The sequence below is a fragment of the Paenibacillus filicis genome, from assembly GCF_038070315.1.
Classification (GTDB): Bacteria; Bacillota; Bacilli; order Paenibacillales; family NBRC-103111; genus Paenibacillus_G; species Paenibacillus_G filicis.
This window is the reverse complement of sequence record NZ_JBBPCC010000013.1, coordinates 101,149-120,449: the sequence shown is the minus strand read 5'-3', so window position 1 is coordinate 120,449 and position 19,301 is coordinate 101,149. Positions and strand designations below refer to the sequence as shown.

General features: G+C 53.3%; 18 protein-coding genes. All 18 read left to right on the top strand.

Annotation, left to right across the window (positions count from 1 at the left end):
- Window positions 1-16: 16 nt before the first annotated feature.
- Entirely contained in the window at window positions 17-2,617 is a 2,601-nt protein-coding gene (locus tag WMW72_RS19895) for an FtsK/SpoIIIE family DNA translocase (protein ID WP_341417296.1), read from the top strand.
- A gap of 137 nt (window positions 2,618-2,754) precedes the next feature.
- Window positions 2,755-3,579 carry a spore cortex-lytic enzyme gene (gene sleB, locus WMW72_RS19890; RefSeq protein ID WP_341417295.1) on the top strand — a complete coding sequence of 275 codons (825 nt, stop codon included), beginning with the start codon at window positions 2,755-2,757 and terminating at the stop codon, window positions 3,577-3,579.
- 113 nt (window positions 3,580-3,692) lie between these two features.
- Complete coding sequence (yfmF, locus tag WMW72_RS19885) at window positions 3,693-4,976, top strand: EF-P 5-aminopentanol modification-associated protein YfmF (protein ID WP_341417294.1); 1,284 nt, start codon at window positions 3,693-3,695, stop codon at window positions 4,974-4,976.
- Entirely contained in the window at window positions 4,977-6,263 is a 1,287-nt protein-coding gene (gene yfmH, locus WMW72_RS19880) for an EF-P 5-aminopentanol modification-associated protein YfmH (RefSeq protein ID WP_341417293.1), read from the top strand. It begins immediately after the preceding gene.
- Window positions 6,260-7,021 carry an elongation factor P 5-aminopentanone reductase gene (gene ymfI, locus WMW72_RS19875; RefSeq protein WP_341417292.1) on the top strand — a complete coding sequence of 254 codons (762 nt, stop codon included), beginning with the start codon at window positions 6,260-6,262 and terminating at the stop codon, window positions 7,019-7,021. Before yfmH ends, ymfI begins: the two co-directional genes overlap by 4 nt.
- A gap of 77 nt (window positions 7,022-7,098) precedes the next feature.
- Window positions 7,099-7,353 (top strand): DUF3243 domain-containing protein, encoded by a 255-nt coding sequence (locus tag WMW72_RS19870; protein ID WP_341417291.1) that lies wholly within the window; start codon window positions 7,099-7,101, stop codon window positions 7,351-7,353.
- Window positions 7,354-7,495: 142 nt separating this feature from the next.
- Window positions 7,496-8,344, top strand: a complete 849-nt coding sequence (locus WMW72_RS19865; RefSeq protein WP_341417290.1) for a hypothetical protein — start codon at window positions 7,496-7,498, stop codon at window positions 8,342-8,344.
- An 84-nt stretch (window positions 8,345-8,428) separates the two neighbouring features.
- A complete protein-coding gene (locus WMW72_RS19860; protein ID WP_341417289.1) occupies window positions 8,429-9,214 on the top strand; it encodes a DUF3388 domain-containing protein in 786 nt (261 codons plus the stop codon).
- Between the two features lie 54 nt (window positions 9,215-9,268).
- Window positions 9,269-10,144 carry a helix-turn-helix domain-containing protein gene (locus tag WMW72_RS19855; RefSeq protein ID WP_341417288.1) on the top strand — a complete coding sequence of 292 codons (876 nt, stop codon included), beginning with the start codon at window positions 9,269-9,271 and terminating at the stop codon, window positions 10,142-10,144.
- A 124-nt stretch (window positions 10,145-10,268) separates the two neighbouring features.
- Window positions 10,269-10,760: a YajQ family cyclic di-GMP-binding protein gene (locus tag WMW72_RS19850; protein WP_341417287.1), complete on the top strand. Its 492-nt coding sequence runs from the start codon at window positions 10,269-10,271 to the stop codon at window positions 10,758-10,760.
- 148 nt (window positions 10,761-10,908) lie between these two features.
- On the top strand, window positions 10,909-12,237 hold the full coding sequence (rimO, locus tag WMW72_RS19845; RefSeq protein WP_341417286.1) for a 30S ribosomal protein S12 methylthiotransferase RimO: 1,329 nt from the start codon (window positions 10,909-10,911) through the stop codon (window positions 12,235-12,237).
- Entirely contained in the window at window positions 12,234-12,812 is a 579-nt protein-coding gene (pgsA, locus tag WMW72_RS19840) for a CDP-diacylglycerol--glycerol-3-phosphate 3-phosphatidyltransferase (RefSeq protein WP_341417285.1), read from the top strand. The genes rimO and pgsA overlap by 4 nt, the downstream gene beginning before the upstream one ends.
- A gap of 78 nt (window positions 12,813-12,890) precedes the next feature.
- On the top strand, window positions 12,891-14,138 hold the full coding sequence (locus WMW72_RS19835; RefSeq protein ID WP_341417284.1) for a competence/damage-inducible protein A: 1,248 nt from the start codon (window positions 12,891-12,893) through the stop codon (window positions 14,136-14,138).
- A gap of 184 nt (window positions 14,139-14,322) precedes the next feature.
- Window positions 14,323-15,372: a recombinase RecA gene (recA, locus tag WMW72_RS19830; protein WP_341417283.1), complete on the top strand. Its 1,050-nt coding sequence runs from the start codon at window positions 14,323-14,325 to the stop codon at window positions 15,370-15,372.
- Window positions 15,373-15,441: 69 nt separating this feature from the next.
- Window positions 15,442-16,146, top strand: a complete 705-nt coding sequence (locus WMW72_RS19825; RefSeq protein ID WP_341417282.1) for a RecX family transcriptional regulator — start codon at window positions 15,442-15,444, stop codon at window positions 16,144-16,146.
- Between the two features lie 256 nt (window positions 16,147-16,402).
- Entirely contained in the window at window positions 16,403-17,950 is a 1,548-nt protein-coding gene (rny, locus tag WMW72_RS19820) for a ribonuclease Y (RefSeq protein WP_341417281.1), read from the top strand.
- Between the two features lie 84 nt (window positions 17,951-18,034).
- On the top strand, window positions 18,035-18,829 hold the full coding sequence (locus tag WMW72_RS19815; protein WP_341417401.1) for a TIGR00282 family metallophosphoesterase: 795 nt from the start codon (window positions 18,035-18,037) through the stop codon (window positions 18,827-18,829).
- A gap of 129 nt (window positions 18,830-18,958) precedes the next feature.
- Window positions 18,959-19,219 carry a stage V sporulation protein S gene (locus WMW72_RS19810; protein WP_006286829.1) on the top strand — a complete coding sequence of 87 codons (261 nt, stop codon included), beginning with the start codon at window positions 18,959-18,961 and terminating at the stop codon, window positions 19,217-19,219.
- The last annotated feature ends 82 nt before the right edge of the window (window positions 19,220-19,301 follow it).

The window sequence follows — 19,301 nt, the reverse complement described above, 5'->3', positions numbered from 1 at the left end:
ACGGGGGTGAACGGCGTTGGCCAAAAGGAAGAAGAAGGGCAAAGGAATCAAAACAAATTTAAAATTCGAGCTCTACGGGATACTCATACTGACGCTATCTGTCATTGCGTTGTCCCGCGAAGGCTCGGTAGCCCGTTCGCTAACATACTTATTCCGATTCGTGATCGGAACGTGGGATTTCATCATCCCCCTTGTATTCATATACGTAGCCCTCTATGCGATGATGAAGCGCCGCTGGCCGCTCTGGCGGACGGCGAGAAAGACCGGCTTGCTGCTGATTTTGTTGTCTCTGCTGCTGATGAGCCACATCAGCCTGTTCGCTATGCTTTTCCCCAAGGCTAACTTCGAAGCTGGACAAATTGTATCGCAGACGTGGACAAGTCTGGTCGACGGACTGGAAAGCAGCGCACAGGGACAAAACATCCTGACCGACAGTGTTGGCGGCGGGATGATCGGGGCCATCCTCTATGCGGTCTTTTTCTTTATGTTCGGGAATTTGGGCGCCAGACTGATTCAGATCACACTGATTCTTGCGGGACTCAGTCTGGTTACCGGATGGTCGATCGGCGATTTGGCGGAGAAGCTCCGCGCAGGGAAAGCATTCAAGGATACGCTGCTTGGGCAATTTCTGAGACAGAAGGCGCTGGAGCGGCGTCAGGCCCGGACGGCTGAAGCGGCAGCGCGCAAGAAAAAGGCTGCCGCTCCCGTACTTCACGCGCAGGCGGATGACGACGAGTTCAGTGAAGAATCCTACAAGCCTGCCGCCAAAGCTCGCAAACCGGAAGGGAAGAAACGCTCTCTTTTCTTCGAATTGCTCAAGCCATCTGACGATGAGGGTAAGACGACCCATAAGCGTAAAGCGAAAGCTTCAGGAGAGCAGGAGGAAGCAGACGAAGAAGTTACGGTGTACGCAGCCGATGATAGGCATTCAGATGATGATGCGGCTAGGATACAAGAGGAGCAGGAAATGGATTCTCCGATCCCGGTTATCCGCGACTTTCAGGAGCAGGTTCGTCAAGAGACTTACACAAGCGAGGTTCCAGATCGGAATCACGCGGCAGGCGGTACTGGACTGACCGTGGTAGCCGGAGCGGCAGCTTCGGGACAGCCAGCAGAGGAATCTGCCGAAGCCCGGGGTGAGGTGGCCGAGGGCAGTGGTGAGGATTTCGATATCAAAGCCAAGCCGCTCATGATCCCTTACGAGCTGCCCTCCCTGCAATTGCTCTCGAAGCCGGCTTCCGGCAAGGGAGGCGATTCGCTCGATTACAAGGCGGTTGCACGCAAGCTGGAGGCCACGCTGGAAAGCTTTGGCGTGAGGGCCAAGGTGCTGGAGGTTGTACGCGGTCCGGCAGTCACGCGTTATGAGATTCAGCCCGATGTTGGAGTGAAGGTCAGCCGGATTGTGAGTTTGACCGATGATATCGCGCTGGCGCTCGCTGCCAAGGATATCCGGATGGAAGCGCCTATTCCCGGCAAGTCCGCTATCGGCATCGAGGTGCCGAATACGGAAGTGTCCATCGTCACGATGCGGGAAGTTATGGAGACGGCAGCCTTCCAGGATGCGTCTTCGAGACTCTCGATTACGCTGGGACGGGACATTTCCGGACAGCCGATTGTCGGCAATTTATCGAAGATGCCGCATATGCTGGTCGCGGGAGCTACAGGGTCAGGGAAATCGGTATGCGTGAACGGCATTATTACGAGTATTTTGTTCAAGGCCAAGCCGGATGAGGTCAAGTTCCTGATGATCGATCCCAAGATGGTCGAGCTCAATGTGTATAATGGCATCCCTCATTTGCTTGCGCCTGTAGTCACCGATCCGAAACGAGCCTCGCTGGCGCTCAAAAAGGTCGTCGTGGAGATGGAAAAGCGCTATGAGTTGTTCTCCAAGAGCGGAACGCGGAATATCGAGGGATACAACAATATGCTGGTCGAAACGCAGACGGGTGTTCCGTTGCCATATATCGTCGTCATCGTCGACGAATTGGCTGATTTGATGATGGTGGCGGCCAATGACGTAGAGGATGCGATCTGCCGGCTAGCCCAGATGGCGCGGGCGGCAGGCATTCATCTGCTGATCGCCACACAGCGTCCGTCCGTAGATGTAATTACGGGGGTTATCAAAGCCAATATTCCGTCGAGAATTGCCTTCGGCGTATCCTCACAGGTGGACTCACGGACTATACTGGATTCCGCGGGGGCTGAGAAGCTGCTAGGCCGGGGCGATATGCTGTACTTGCCTATGGGTGCTTCCAAACCAGTGAGGGTACAGGGAGCGTTCCTGTCCGATCAGGAAGTCGAGACGGTGTGCAATTTTGTACGGACTCAGCGGCAGGTTGAATATGTGGAGGATATGGTTCCGCAAGTCGAAGACAAGCAGGATGAGCAAGGTGTGTTCGAGGATGAGCTGTACGAGCAGGCTGTCCAGATTATTCTGGAAGCGAAGCAGGCATCCGTTTCCCTGCTCCAGCGGCGCATGAGGATCGGTTATACGCGTGCGGCGAGGCTGATCGACACGATGGAAGCGAGAGGCGTTGTCGGGCCTTACGAGGGAAGCAAGCCGCGTGAGGTGCTCGTATCGATGGAGCAGTACCAGATGAACCGGATGAGTTCTTAGCCTAGTGAACGGCTTGATGCCGCCTAACTGACAAATCCCGGATGAAACGCCAAGCTTGAATAATGATGCATTCCCTTTCTCATAATAACCTTATATTAGGTTGCCAATCTGATGGCGGGAAAGGTGAGTTGCCGCACATGAACAAACGATTGATAGTGATCACCGTTTCACTGGTTGCTGTGCTGTTTGGCGGGCTTGAACTGAAGCATAGGCTTCACATCGAGCAGACCTTCAGTAAGAATGAGATCCGCTACGGGGCTTCCGGCACAGCCGATACGTATGAGCTTCAGGGAAGGCTGAAGTATCTCGGATTCTATAAGGGGAATGTGGACGGCGATTTCGGCTATCAAACGCTCAAGTCGCTCAAGTGGTTCCAATCCGAATTCGGTCTGTCCGTGGACGGTATCGCGGGAGACAAGACCAAGCTGAAGCTCTGGGAAGCGACGAAGGATTGGAAAGCGAAAGCCGAAGATCTGCCTCCCTGGGTAACAGGGAGCACCTCCGGCAAAACAGGCACTGCAGGAGGAGGCTCGGCAGCAGGCGGTGGCGGGGGAGGAGCTCCAAGCTCCGTGCCTTCGGGAATGACGCAAGCGACCAAGCTGGGCCTTTCCCAAGAGGATCTCAAGCTGATGGCCAATGCGGTCAACGGCGAAGCCCGCGGCGAGCCGTATATCGGTCAAGTGGCTGTAGCGGCGGTTATTCTGAACCGTGTGAAATCAGCCAACTTCCCGAACACCGTCTCTGGTGTCATCTTCCAGCCGGGTGCCTTCACGGCTGTAGCAGACGGCCAGATCTGGCTGACGCCTAACGAAACATCGTTCAAGGCGGTCCAGGAAGCGGTGAACGGCTCAGATCCGACTAACGGCTGCGAATACTATTTCAATCCCGAGACGGCGACATCCAAGTGGATCTGGACCCGTCCGCAGGTGAAAACGATCGGCAAGCATATTTTCTGCAAATAGCAGGGCGAAGAAGTAACCCTTTTCGTAGCGGTTGCTTCTTCTGTTTATACAGGAATATAATGGAACATAACCGGAAAGGCGGTAATGCGATGTCGAGAGGAGTTGCTGCGGCAATGAAACAGGTACAATTCGAAAGGGGAACGGTGCGGGGCATACGCGTACACGTTCTGCCTACCGATCAATTCAAGACGTTTGCGATATCTGCGTATGTGGGTCGCCCTCTGCAAGAGGATACGGTCACGCCGACCGCTCTCATTCCGTTCGTGCTGCGGCGCGGCAGCAAGTCGTTTCCTGAAACCAAGCAGTTTCGGGAAAGACTTGATGATTTGTATGGAGCAGGCTTTGGCTTTGACGTATATAAGCGCGGCGATTACCAGATGGTCCAATTCCGGATGGATATCATCCACGATGACTTCGTCTCCAGCCCGGAGTCACTGCTTCGTCAAGGCCTGCAGTTCCTGGGAGAGGCGGTTACCCAACCTGCTCGTGAGGAAGGCCGACTCGTCAAAAAATATCTGGAGTCGGAGAAAGCGACCGTACAGAAAAAGCTGGAAGCGATTATCAATGACAAGATCCGTTATGCAGCCGAGCGCTGCCTGGAGGAGATGTGCAGCGGCGAGCCTTACCGCCTGCATCCGCTAGGCAGAATCCAAGATCTGGCGAGGCTGGACGCGGAGTCGTTGACGGCTGTTTATGAGAGCTGGCTGCAGCAGGCGCCGATCGATATATACGTCGTCGGCAATACAACGCTGGAGGCCGTACTGCCACTGGTGTCGGATTATTTCGCTATCGACCGGCAGGAGCAAACGGATTATTCGCTCAAGACCGAGCACCGCGAGGTATCGCAAGTGAAGGAAGTGGTGGAGCGGCTGGATGTCAATCAGGGCAAGCTGAACCTGGGGCTGCGCATTCCTACTTCCTATGGGGACGACTCGTATCCGGCTGCGCTGATGTACAACGGTATTTTGGGAGGATATCCGCATGCCAAGCTCTTCACCAATGTACGGGAAAAGGCGAGCCTTGCCTATTACGCCTCCTCGCGTCTGGACGGCCACAAAGGCATTCTGACGATTCAGTCCGGCATCGAGATTGCGAACTATGAGAAGGCAGTCGCCATCATTAAGGAGCAATTGCAGGCGATGGAGGAAGGCCGGATCAGTGAAACCGAGCTGCAGCAGACGAAGGCGATGATTACGGGCCATCTGCGCGAGCTACAGGACTCAGCGTTCGAGTTGATTGCCTTCGATTTTAATAACCGGTTATCCGGTGCGGAGCGTACCGTGCCTACGCTGATCGAAGCGGTCGAGAACACCTCGCCTGCACAGATTCAGGCGATAGCGCAAAGTGTTGCGCTAGACACCATTTACTTTTTGACCGATAGCAAAGGGGGACAATAAATGCAAACCATCCCTTACCCTCAGGTGAAAGAAACCTTGTACGCGGAAACATTGCCTAACGGCCTGTCCGTATTTATACTGCCGAAGCCTGGTTTTCAGAAAACCTACGCCACCTTCTCCACAAAGTATGGTTCGATTGATAATCATTTCCGTGTAGAAGGCCAGCAGGAGCAGAAGGTTCCGGATGGCATCGCACACTTTCTGGAGCATAAGATGTTCGAGGAGCCGGAGGGAGACATCTTCGCTGTCTTTGCGGCGCAGGGAGCCTCGGCCAATGCCTTCACGAGCTTTGATCGTACCGCGTATCTCTTCTCGGCAACAGGTCAGATCCGGGAAAACCTGACTACCTTAATTAATTTCGTCCAAAATCCTTATTTTACGGATGAAAACGTTGAGAAGGAGAAAGGCATCATCGGCCAGGAAATCAATATGTATGCCGATAACCCGGACTGGCGCTCCTATTTCGGCCTGATTGAGACGATGTATCATGTTCATCCGGTACATATCGATATCGCGGGGACGGTCGCCTCGATCGGAGAAATTACGAAAGAAATGCTGTATGAGTGCTACCATACGTTCTATCATCCGACCAACATGAGTTTATTTATCGTTGGCGGGGTGGATGCCGACGAAATGATGGAGCTGGTCCGCAGCAATCAGGCGGGCAAGACGTTTAAGCCGCAAGGCGAGATTCACAGGCTCTTCGATAACGAGCCTGCAGCCGTCAAGCAGGCTCGCAACACGATCAAGCTGCAGGTTTCGGTACCGAAGTGCCTGTTCGGCTGCAAGGAGCCGGGACAGCCGCTGCGCGGCCGCGAGATGCTGAGGCGCGAGCTTGCGATGCGGGTGCTGCTGGATGCTTTGCTCAGCCCGAGCTCGGCGATTTATCAGAAGCTATATGACGAGCAGTTGATCTCGGATAGCTTCGGATCGGAATACAACATTGCGGAAGGGTATGCATTCTCCGTCATAGGCGGCGATACGAAAGACCCTGAGCAGCTGATTTCCCGGATCCGGGAAGAAATTGACCAGGTCAAGCAGACCGGAGTCGATCAGGCGGATTTCGAACGGAGCAAGCGGAAGAAAATCGGGGCATTCCTGCGTCAACTGAATTCCCCGGAGGCGATTGCCAATGAATTCACGAAGTACCGGTTCAAGGATGCGGATCTGTTCGACGTGCTGCCTTTGTACGAGGAACTGAAGGTAGAGGACATTAACGCTTTGCTTGCTTCTCATTTCGATTGGAATCAGCTTGCTGCGTCCATTGTCCAAGGCGAGACAAAATGACCTCTCCTCCGGCTAAATCGTTTACCGAACAAACGGTACTTGTAACAGGGGCGAGCCGCGGCATCGGGGCTGCGATCGCCCGCCGCTTTGCTTCTGTTGGGATGAACGTGATCATTCACTATCTCCAATCGCATGAGGGGGCCAATGAAACGGCACGCGAATGCATGCGTTACGGAGCTCGTGTGCTCACGGTAACCGCCGATCTGCGCTCACGCGAGCAGATTTTGCGGTTGAAGGAGAAGCTGGAGCAGCATGGGCTTGTACCTGATATTCTTGTGAACAATGCCGGCATCTCGCATTATGGGATGCTGGCGGATGTGAGCGAGGAAGAGTGGGACGACATGATGGGCATTAACCTGAAGGGCATGTTTCTAATGACCCGCGAATTCATGCCGGCTATGGTCGCCCAGAAATTCGGGCGGATTATTAACGTATCGTCCATCTGGGGCATCTCGGGCGCTTCCTGCGAGGTAGCTTACTCCACGGCCAAGGGCGGTATGAATGCCTTTACCAAAGCGCTCGCCAAGGAGCTGGCCCCTTCCGGTATTACGGTCAATGCCGTAGCTCCCGGAGCTGTCGATACGAAGATGATGGCCGGATTCGATGCCGCTGAGAAGGCCGCGCTGGAGAATGACATTCCGGCAGGCCGGTTCGGTCAGCCGGACGAGATTGCATCGCTCGTTTATTTTCTTGCATTGCCCGAATCTGGCTATATTACCGGACAAATCATCAGTCCCAACGGAGGCTGGCTGACTTAGGGCGGTATAAAGCTGCCGGATTTTGCGAACTCTAACCTTTGTAACGTCAAACTGACTTCTAAGGGAGGAATTCGAGCATGGCTACGGTACTGAAAATTTTTGACCGGTGGAAAGAATTTTTGGGTGAGCGCGTCGAGCAAGCGGAAAAAGCGGGGATGAGCGAAGAAACCATTTCCAAGCTGGCCTTCCAGATCGGGGAGTTTTTATCCGATAAGGTAGACCCCGAGAACAAAGAAGAGCGCGTGCTGAAGGAACTATGGGATATCGCGGACGAGCAGGAGCGCAGAGCGCTTGCTTCCACCATGGTTAAGCTCGCCAAAGCACACAATTAATCATATCGTTATTTTACCGGCCTCCTCTAGCAGGAGGCTTTTCCTATGTGTTCGCCTTCCGCTTGGATTGATTCCCGGAAACGTTTATACTAAAGACAACGATCAAGAGAGGCTTGGTCTTAACGTTCAGGAAATGAGGGCAATGATTTACATGAAGGCATTCGTTCGTACCTGGGTTTTGTTTGGCGTGCTGATGATTCTTTGTACGGCCTGCGGCAAGCAAATTCCAAAGATAGACCCGGCACTTCTTCAGAGCAAATCTTCCCTGCTTGTGGTCACGGACCCCACATTGTCTGCGGACGCGAGACAGCGGCTGCAGAATGCATTGACAGAGTGGAGAAACACCAAGCAGCTGGCATTCGAATGGATCCCGGATGTGACCTCCTTGACGGCAGAGCAGCTGGACAAGATCAAGACGACCGCCTACGACTATGTGTTTGTAGCGGGACATAGTCTGGTACAGTCTACCCTCCCCCAAGCCGAAGAGATCACAAACCGGAAGTGGCTGATGATGGATAATCAGGTGCTGCGCCAGACACTGGCCGTGAAGGGCTCCCATATTACCTTGAAGGCCGTCCAGGAAAGCCGGCTCCGCAGCGAGTGGGAGGAGTGGGTGCGCCAGCAGATTGTGTCCGACCGGGCGATAGAGTGGGTCACGACATCGGCCTATCCGATCCCGTCTGAGTGGGCGCCTGCCGAAGAGGCGGAAACCATACATCTGGCCGATGCCGAAGGCTGGCAGCAGCAGTTTCAATTCGCCGTGAAGGCGCATAGACCGGCGTGGATCGCTGCGTTCGCTCCACTAGATGCGGCACAGCTGCAGCGGCTCCGGTCGGCTCAGGTACCTGTTGTCGATATGAACAAAACGATCGTTGACCTGCAGTGGAACGAACTTCTGCTGTCTCTGCAGCAGACGATGAGCACCGGCACATGGAAGCCGGGTCTTCAGCCCTACGAGGAGCGAGAGATCCGCATACAGAAGAATTTATAATTTCCTTGCCGGCCCGGGAGGATTTTATCGAATACTGTAGAATAGTTTTCTAGCCCCAAATTCAACAGGATCGGAGCCTTATCTATGATAAACGGAACAGAATCGAATGAAATGAAGCAATGGTATATGGAATACCGTATACATAAAAACCGTCCTGGCCTCTTGGGCGACATCGCCTCTCTGATGGGGATGCTCGATATTAATATCGTGACAATCAATGGGGTTGAGGACCGTACCCGGGGGATGCTTCTGCAGACGCGGGATGAAGAAAAAGTGGAACTTATGGGTAAAATGTTAAAAAAAGTGGATAATATAACAATAACTGCTCTTCGTACACCCAAGCTTGTGGATATTTTAGCTGTTCGGCATGGCCGTTATATCGAGCGGGATTCCGACGACGAGAAGACGTTCCGGTTTACCCGGGACGAGCTGGGTCTTCTGGTCGACTTCCTAGGGGAAGTCTTCAAGCGCGAAGGCAACCATGTCGTCGGTCTGCGCGGGATGCCCCGGGTCGGCAAGACGGAGTCGATCATCGCCGGCAGCGTGTGCGCCAACAAGCGCTGGACATTCGTATCGTCCACCTTATTGCGCCAAACGGTACGCAGCCAGCTGTCCGAGGATGAGATGAGCCCGAATAACGTGTTCATTATCGACGGCATTGTCTCGACACTGCGCTCCAACGAAAAGCATTATAGCCTGCTGCAGGACATCATGGCCATGCCATCTACGAAAGTGATTGAGCATCCGGATATTTTCATCCGCGAATCGGAATATACGTATGACGATTTCGATTGCATCGTCGAGCTGCGTACGACACCTGATGAGGAAATCACTTACGAAACATTCACCGGAGGCTTCGATAGCTATTAATCGCGAGCGGCTTCGGTAATCAAGCAGCAATCACAACGACACATAACGGGAAGGGTGACTGGCGTGACTGATCTTGGTCTGCTATTGAGAAAAGCGAGAATGGAAAAAAAAATATCGCTTGACGATCTCCAGGAGATGACCAAAATCCGCAAACGCTATCTGGAAGCAATCGAAGAAGGCAATTACAAGGTGCTTCCCGGCAATTTTTATGTGCGCGCATTTATCAAGAGCTATGCCGAAGCCGTCGATCTGGACCCGAACGAAGTCCTGAATCTATATCAGAACGTCATTCCGCAGGCGGAGCCTGAGCAGATTGAGGCGACGATCCGGACCAAGCGGTCCGGCGGATTCCGTAACACGGAGCGCATCGGCAAGTGGGCGTCCAGTATTATGGTCATTTCCTTTGTGGTGCTTATATTGGGCATCATCTACTATTTCATGAGTGTCAACTATAGCGGAAAAAGCAATGCAAGTGAGAATTTGCCGACGAAAATTTCCGATAAAATCGAGCCGGCGGGCCAGCTCACGGTATCCGGAAACACCTACCAGACACCTGGCGGAAGCGGGACGGTGGCTCAGACCCCGCCGCCGCAAGCCCCGGCAACACCGGCACAGAATGAAGTTAAGCTGGCCAAGAGCGAACGGGGCATTGATTACTACTCCGTCAGCGGAACCGATAAGCTGAAAATTGAGGTCAAGGTCACCGGAGACCAGTGCTGGATGAAGATCGACGCTCTGTCGACTCCGCGCAAGCAGCTGCATGAGGGCTTGTTGACGAATGGAGAGAGCAAGAGCTGGGAGCTTACGGATTCTGCTGCCCTGCGATTCGGCAAGGCGAGCGCCGTGGAGATCACCATCAATGGACAAACCTTTCCTGTAGGCGACCAGGCCAATGTGAAAAATTTGCAGGTGGATTTGGTGAAAGCGTAGGGATAAACAATCGCGGACATGCGGTGCCTTTGTGCAGCGGGTGTCTTTTTTGTTAGAATAGGAACGTATGCAAGAGAAGGCAGTCAAGGAAATTTTATATTGAGACGGAAGGGTGCAAGGAATTATGAGTAGTGAAAGTTCATTCGACATCGTATCCAAGCTTGACATGCAGGAAATGAATAATGCCATCAACCAGGCGGAGAAGGAGATCGCTACGCGCTTTGACTTCAAGAACAGCAAGAGCAGCATTGCGCTGGAGAAGGAAGAGCTCGTCGTCATTTCGGATGATGATTTCAAGCTGCAGAATGTGCTCGATATTCTTCAGTCCAAAATGGCCAAGCGGGGCATCTCGCTGAAAAACCTGGAGTACGGCAAGGTGGAGTCCGCAGCGGGCACTACAGTACGCCAGCGCATTAAGGTCAAGCAAGGAGTCGACCAGGATATCGCCAAGAAAATTAATATTATGATCCGCGACTCCAAGCTGAAGGTGAAGAGCCAGATTCAGGGCGATCAGATTCGGGTTACCGGCAAAAATAAAGATGATCTCCAGCAGATTATTCAACTGCTCCGCAAAGCTGATCTGCCGCTGGACCTGCAATTCATCAATTTCCGTTAGTCTGCCAGACTCCGGCGGGATAAGGCGAATAACCTTGTGGCGAGGGGCCGCAGGGTTGTTCGTAATTTTGACACTCTTCAACGGGTTATATTATACTTGTTACAAATGTTAGGAAGTAAAGGCGTATAGCCGTTCTGGAGGAAAGTTCATGACAGAGAAAGTCAAGGTTGTTACTCTGGGGTGCGAGAAGAATCTCGTCGATTCCGAGATCATGTCCGGCCTGGTTTACGAACGGGGCTACGAACTTGTGGCGGACAAGGAAGACGCGACCATCATCATCGTCAATACCTGTGGTTTTATAGACGCAGCGAAGGAAGAATCGGTTAATACGATTCTGGACATGGCCGAGCTGAAGGAAACGGCCAATCTGAAGGCGCTGATCGTTTCCGGCTGTCTGACCCAGCGCTATAAGAAAGAACTGATGAATGAAATGCCTGAGATCGACGGCATTGTCGGCACGGGCGATTTTGATAAAATCAACGATATCATCGATGATGCACTTGCCGGCAAGCGGCCGATTCTAATCGGCAATCCGGTGTTTAATTATGATAAGAAGCTGCCGAGACGCGTATCAACACCACGCTATACCGCGTATGTCAAGATTGCCGAGGGCTGCGACAATGCCTGTACGTTCTGTAGTATCCCGCTGATGCGGGGGAGCTTCCGCAGCCGCAGCATCGAATCGATTCTCGATGAGGTCAAGCAGCTTGCGTCGCAGGGCGTCAAGGAAATCAGTCTGATTGCCCAGGATTCTACGAACTACGGCACCGATTTGTACGATTCCTTCATGCTGCCGGCCCTGATGAACAAGGTCAGCGAAGTGGAGGGGGTCGAGTGGGTGCGGCTTCACTATGCGTATCCGGGCTTCTTTACGGACGAGCTGATCGAGACGATCGCTTCGAACCCGAAAATCTGCAAGTACATCGACATGCCGCTTCAGCATAGCGAGGACAGCATTCTCAAGCGGATGCGCCGTCCGGGACGCCAGCGTGATACGCGCGAGCTGGTACGCAAAATTCGCGAGCGGATACCGGGCGTGTCGCTGCGCACTTCGCTGATAGTCGGATTTCCGGGAGAGACGGAGCAGGATTTTGAGAATCTCAAGGCATTTGTCCGCGACGTGCAGTTCGACCGTCTCGGCGTGTTTACCTACTCCAAGGAAGAAGATACGCCAGCTTCCCGCCTGCCGGATCAGCTTAAGGAAGATGTCAAGGATTACCGCGCGAATGTGCTGATGGAGATCCAGCGCGAAATCTCCAATGAGCGCAATAGCAGCCGGATCGGTCAAGTCATCGACGTGCTGATTGAGAAGTATGACGGGCGCAATGACGTGTATGTCGGACGCTCCCAGTTCGATGCGCCGGAAATCGACGGCGAGGTCTTTGCCAAGGGCGCAGAGCTGCAGATCGGGACTATCGCCAAGGTGCGGGTTACCCATTCGTTCGAGTTTGATTTATCCGGGGAGGTTGTGGCATGAATTTAGCCAACCGGATCACGGTGGCGAGAATTTTTTTGGTTCCAATCATTATGTTTTTTCTGCTTGTCAACGTGAAATTTCCCCATCTGCGCATTGAGCAATTCACCATTACGTACAACCAGATTATCGCTGCACTGATCTTCATCATTGCAGCCAGTACAGACAGCTTGGACGGTTATATTGCAAGAAAGCGGAAGCTGGTCACGAATCTGGGCAAGCTGCTTGATCCGCTCGCGGACAAGCTGCTCGTATCCGCTGTGCTCATCTCGCTTGTCGAGATGGGCAAGCTGGATGCCTGGATCGCGATCGTGATCATCAGCCGCGAGTTTGCGGTGACCGGTTTACGTCAGATTGCGCTGCTGGAAGGCATCGTCATGGCGGCGAGCAAGTGGGGCAAATGGAAGACTGGCGTGCAGATTACCGCGATTATCGCGCTGCTCATCAACAACTTTCCGTTTGCGTTCATCGACTTCCGCTTTGATCTCATAGCCAGCTGGGTAGCGGCTCTCATCACGCTTTATTCGGGCTTCGACTACTTTTTGAAAAACAAGCATGTATTGAACTTTAGCGAATAGCGTCTGCAAAACAGTAGGGAAACCTATTGTTTTTGTTTATCCGGGCGCAGACCTACATAATGATCGAGGGGATCTCTGATGAAAGCTGAAATTATTGCCGTCGGCACAGAACTGCTGATGGGACAAATTGCGAACACAAATGCGCAGTACTTATCCAGCGGTCTTGCTGAAATCGGGATAGGCGTCTACTTTCATACCGTGGTGGGCGATAATGTAGGCCGGATCAAGGAGGCACTAGCTATCGCCAAGAGCCGGGCCGACTTGATCATCTGCACCGGCGGTCTCGGTCCGACGCAGGACGATCTGACCAAGGATGTGCTGGCCGAGGTGCTCGGCTGGCCGCTCGTGATCCATCAGCCGTCGATGGACAAGATGACGGAGTTTTTCGCCAATCGCGGCGTGCCGATGGTGGAAAGCAACATCAAGCAGGCCCAGATGCTGGAGGGCAGCACCCCGCTGGCCAATGAAACGGGGCTTGCTGTCGGCAACGCGCTGACCCAGGACGGGACCCATTATATCGTGCTGCCTGGGCCGCCGCGCGAGATGAAGCCGATGTTCGAGCATGAGGTCAAGCTCTGGCTCCAGGCACGGATTGAGAATCTGCTGCCGCTGCATTCGATCATCCTGAAATTCGCGGGGATCGGCGAATCGCTGCTGGAGCATCGGCTGATCGACCTGATCGACGGACAGACAGACCCTACGATCGCTCCTTATGCCAAGGAGGGCGAGGTTGCGATCCGGCTGACTACGCGCGCCACAGGGCCTGAGGACGCCGCCCAGAGGCTTCGCCCCCTGGAAGCGGAGATCCGCAGCCGAGTAGGCGAATTCATCTATGCCGATCAGGATGTGACGCTCGAGGAGTTCATCGTTCGCAAGCTGGGCGATGAGGGACGGACTCTGGCGGTAGCCGAGAGCTGCACAGGCGGGCAGCTCTCCGATCTGCTGACGGCGGTTGCGGGCGGCTCGGGAGCTTTCGTAGGCGGCGTGATCAGCTATACGAATGAAATCAAGCGGCAGGTGCTGGGCGTGCCGGCCGAGCTGCTCGAAGGCGAGGGGGCTCCTGGCGCCGTCAGCAGGGAAACCGCATGCGCGATGGCGGAGTGTGTCATGGAGCTGTGCGGCGCTGATTACGGATTATCCGTGACAGGCGTTGCGGGTCCCGCAGAACTGGAGGGCAAGCCCGTAGGGCTCGTCTACGTGGGCGTAGCGGTCCGCGGGCAAGCGGTTACGGCTGTAGAGCTTCGGATATCCGGCAACCGCCCTACGATCAAGCTGAGGGCTTCCAAAAGCGCGCTGTACCAGCTCTGGCAGCGGCTGAAATCATAGTTGCCGCTAGATAGAAAATAAAGTATAATAGTTTATGCGGAAGCACCGTAACAACCTCAACCCTTGTTACGGTTTTTATTTGGATTTGAATGCGAATGTATGTTCGAAAAATAGCTTGGCAAACGATTAGAAAAGCGTTATGATGGTAGTATCATAGAAAATAGATGAAGAGGAAGTGAGTCTCTTGACGGATCGTAAAGCAGCTTTGGAAAATGCCCTTCGTCAAATTGAGAAGCAATTTGGCAAAGGTTCAATTATGAAGTTGGGTGAGTCCACCCACATGCAGGTAGAGACGATTCCGAGCGGTTCGCTGGCGCTCGATATTGCACTGGGGATCGGCGGATTCCCGCGCGGCCGGATTATCGAAGTCTACGGACCGGAATCCTCCGGTAAGACGACTGTAGCGCTGCATGCGATTGCAGAGGTTCAGAAAGCGGGCGGCACCGCGGCTTTCATCGATGCAGAGCATGCGCTGGACCCGTTGTATGCAAGCAAGCTCGGCATCAATATCGACGAGCTGCTGCTCTCCCAGCCGGATACCGGCGAGCAGGCTTTGGAGATTGCCGAAGCGCTGGTGCGCAGCGGCGCGGTTGATATCATCGTTATCGACTCCGTAGCCGCACTTGTGCCTAGGGCTGAGATTGAAGGCGAGATGGGTGACTCTCATGTGGGGCTTCAGGCACGTCTGATGTCTCAGGCGCTTCGCAAGCTGTCTGGCGCAATCAACAAATCCAAGACCATCGCAATCTTCATCAACCAGCTTCGTGAGAAGGTAGGCGTTATGTTCGGAAATCCCGAGACAACACCGGGCGGCCGGGCATTGAAGTTCTATTCCTCTGTACGGTTGGATGTTAGACGGATTGAGACCATCAAGCAGGGCAATGATATGGTCGGGAACCGGACACGGATCAAGGTTGTGAAGAACAAAGTAGCTCCACCGTTTAAGCAGGCTGAGATCGATATCATGTACGGGGAAGGCATTTCCCGCGAAGGCAGTCTGGTCGATATTGCGACGGAGATGGATATTATCCAGAAGAGCGGGGCCTGGTATTCGTATAACAACGACCGTCTTGGACAAGGTCGTGAGAATGCCAAGCAGTTCCTCAAGGAAAATATTCATGTTGCAGACGTGATTGAGCAGAAAATCCGTGAGAACAGCAACCTGATCACGGTGTCGGGGCCGAATACGGACGACGAGCTGGAAGACGAAGAGGAATTGGCAGTATTGGAATAACAGGCACAGGGCACCTTTTCTTCCGGAAAGGGTGCCCTTTTTGCCTTTCATTGCGGAGGGAAGCTGGGCATGACAGAGGAGACGGAACGGACGCCGCTTGAAGGCGTCATTACAAGGATAGAACGGCAGCCAAGATCCAAGCAGCGGTACAATATCTTTTTGAATGACGTATTCGCGTTCTCGGTGCACGAGGACCTGATGATCAAGTACCGGCTGCTCAAAGGGGTTCACATCGAGGCGGAAGAGTATACACGCATCTTGACCGAGGAGGAGCGGTATCGGGCCTATTTAAGCGCAATCCGCCTGCTGTCAAGCCGTCTGCGGTCCGAATTCGAAATCCGCCAACGGCTGAAGCAGAAGGAAACTGAAGATGAGGTCATCGGACATGTGATATCTCGCCTGCGGAATGAGGGCTATCTCAATGATGGGCTGTTCGCTGAGATGCTGGCCAAGCAGCGATCCGAGTCGCAGAAGAAAGGCCGGCACTGGATCAAGCAGGAGCTGCAGCAGAAGGGCATTCCGAAGGATGATATATTGGCAGCACTTGACCAGGTGGATGAGAAGACGGAAACGGAAGCGGCTTACCAGCTAGCCAGCAAGCGATACCGCAGAGCCTGGGAGGAGGATCCACTCAAGGCGCGGCGAAAAATCGCCGGTTTTTTACAGCGGCGCGGGTATTCTAGCAGTGTGGTTAGCCAGGTGATGGCGCGCATGCCTCATGGTACAGGCGGCGAGGAGTGGCTGGAGCTTTCCGAAGAGAACGATTTCGAATGAACGGCAGCTAGTCCGTTTTACTCAGATTGGTCTTTATTATTTGGGGGATAGCTGTCAACAGCTTGACAAGCTTTCTTCACAACCTATAAAATGTTGTTGTACATTCATGATTTACGGAATCGATCTTTGTCAGCCCAAAGAGAAGATTCGCAAAGTAAAATCGCCAATTTTTACTTTACTAACGCAAGCTGAATGGATTAAAAAACCTGAATATCCCAAGCTTACCCCTTGGAGAAACAACGAGGGAGGTGAACTGATGTCTACACCCACAGTCATCTGGATCCTGGCAATTCTCGTTGTTGGTGCACTATGCTTCGGGATCGGTTATTTTATCCGCAAGTCCCTTGCAGAAGCGAAAATTTCCAGTGCCGAACATGCCGCCCTTCAAATCGTGGAAAGTGCGCGTAAAGAAGCGGAAGCACTGAAAAAAGAAACGGTTCTCGAAGCCAAAGATGAAATTCATAAGCTGCGAACCGAAGCTGAAAAAGACATTCGTGACCGTCGGAATGAAACTCAACGACAAGAAAGACGATTGTTGCAAAAAGAGGAATCGCTGGATAAAAAATTGGAATCTCTCGAGCGTAAAGAGGAGCAGGTCGCCAACAAAGAGAAACGAATCGAAGAAACCCAATCGCAAATTGATCAGATTTACCGGGATCAAGTTTCCGAATTGGAGCGAATTTCCTCGCTTACGATGGATGACGCGAAACAGATCATCTTGAGCAACGTAGAACAGGAAGTTCGCCACGAAACCGCACAACTGATTAAAGAAATCGAGCAGCAAGCCAAAGAAGAGGGCGACAAGAAGGCTAGAGACATCATCACACTCGCCATACAGCGGTGTGCGGCTGATCATGTAGCCGAGACGACGGTATCCGTCGTGTCTTTGCCTAATGAAGAGATGAAGGGACGCATTATCGGTCGGGAAGGTCGCAACATCCGTGCACTCGAAACCTTGACCGGTATCGACCTGATTATCGACGACACCCCGGAAGCCGTTATTTTGTCCGGCTTCGACCCGATTCGCCGCGAGATTGCCCGGACGTCCTTAGAGAAATTGGTAGCGGACGGACGTATTCACCCGGCAAGAATCGAAGAGATGGTGGAGAAATCCCGCAAAGAAGTGGACGAGCGGATTCGCGAGCACGGCGAACAGGCGACTTTCGAAACTGGCGTTCATGGGCTGCATCCGGACTTGATCAAGATCCTGGGCCGGTTGAAGTTCCGTACAAGCTATGGTCAGAACGTATTGAAGCATTCTATGGAGGTCGCTTATCTGGCCGGTTTGATGGCGGGAGAGCTCGGAGAAGACGTGACATTGGCGAAGCGTGCCGGGCTTCTTCACGACATCGGCAAAGCGCTCGACCACGAGGTGGAAGGCTCGCACGTGGAGATCGGCGTGGAAATCGCCAAGAAGTACAAGGAGCATCCGGTCGTTATTAACAGTATCGCTTCGCATCACGGCGATACCGAGGCAACTTCCGTTATCGCGATGCTCGTAGGCGCGGCGGATGCACTGTCCGCAGCCAGACCGGGAGCACGCAGAGAAACGCTGGAGACGTACATCAAGCGTCTAGAGAAGCTTGAGGAAATCTCCGAATCGTTCGAGGGTGTTGAGAAATCCTTCGCCATCCAAGCCGGACGTGAGGTTCGCGTCATGGTGCAGCCGGAGAAGGTGGACGATACCGAGGCATTCCGCTTGGCTCGTGATATTACCAAGAAGATTGAGAGTGAGCTCGATTATCCGGGCCACATCAAGGTCACGGTGATCCGCGAGACCCGCGCAGTGGAATACGCCAAATAATAAGGTTCACTTGTGAGAAAGAAGTGGCTGATCGAGCCACTTCTTTTTCCTTGCATACAGCTGTATATACAGGAGGTTTTAACCATTAGACTGTTATTTATCGGAGACATCGTCGGATCGGTCGGGCGCAAGGCGCTGAAGACATGCTTACCCAAGCTTAGATCGAAATACAATCCTCATTGGATTGTCGTCAACGGGGAGAATGCGGCCGCCGGCCGCGGCATTACGGCGGCGATCACCCGCGAATTTTTCGAACAAGGCGTCCAGGCGATTACGATGGGCAATCACACTTGGGATCAGAAGGACATTTTCGAATTTATCGATGACGAGCCGCGTCTGGTGCGTCCGGCTAATTTTCCTGCAGGCACACCGGGCAACGGGATGACGTTTGTCAAAGCGAGAGACAAGGAACTGGCCATCATCAATCTGCAGGGACGTACCTTTCTCCCTCCGCTAGACTGCCCGTTCGCCAAAGCCGATGAATTGGTGGAGGCTGCGCGCAAGCGTACGCCATATATCTTTGTCGACTTCCACGCCGAGGCGACGAGTGAGAAATTAGCCATGGGGTGGCATCTGGATGGCCGCGTCTCCGCTGTCGTGGGTACGCATACACATGTGCAGACGCATGATCAGCGCATTCTGCCGCAAGGAACCGCTTATTTAACCGATGTGGGCATGGTCGGACCGCGGGACGGAATCCTGGGTATGGAGCGTGAGGCGGTCATGTACAAATTCAAAACCTCGCTTCCCGCCAGATTTGTAGTGGATGAAGGAACATGGCATTTTCATGCAGTTTGCATTGACTTTAACCCGGAAACCGGGCTTGGACAGAAGATGCAATTGATCAGGCTGGAAGAGGAGGACTTGCTTTTTGAATAGATCCCGGGCAATTGACGGACTATTCTAAGTTTTTCGATAACGCCATCTTCGGGTAGAAGGAATTAACGGCAAATTCCTAGAATATGATGAATACTGGAAGCTATCATCATTCCCGAGGAGGTACTTTTCATGGAGGTATTAAAGGTTTCAGCAAAATCCAACCCAAATTCCGTAGCTGGCGCGCTTGCCGGTGTATTGCGCGAACGTGGGGCAGCCGAGCTCCAGGCCATCGGCGCAGGGGCGCTTAATCAAGCTATTAAAGCCGTAGCGATCGCCCGAGGATTTGTGGCTCCCAGCGGGGTTGATTTGATCTGCATACCAGCATTTACTGATATTGTGATCGACGGCGAGGACCGGACGGCGATCAAGCTGATCGTCGAGCCCAGGTAGTGTGAGTTACTTACGCTTATGACCAACGTTATGTTGAAACCAAAACACCTGTTTACGACGTAGACAGGTTTTTTTTGGCTGT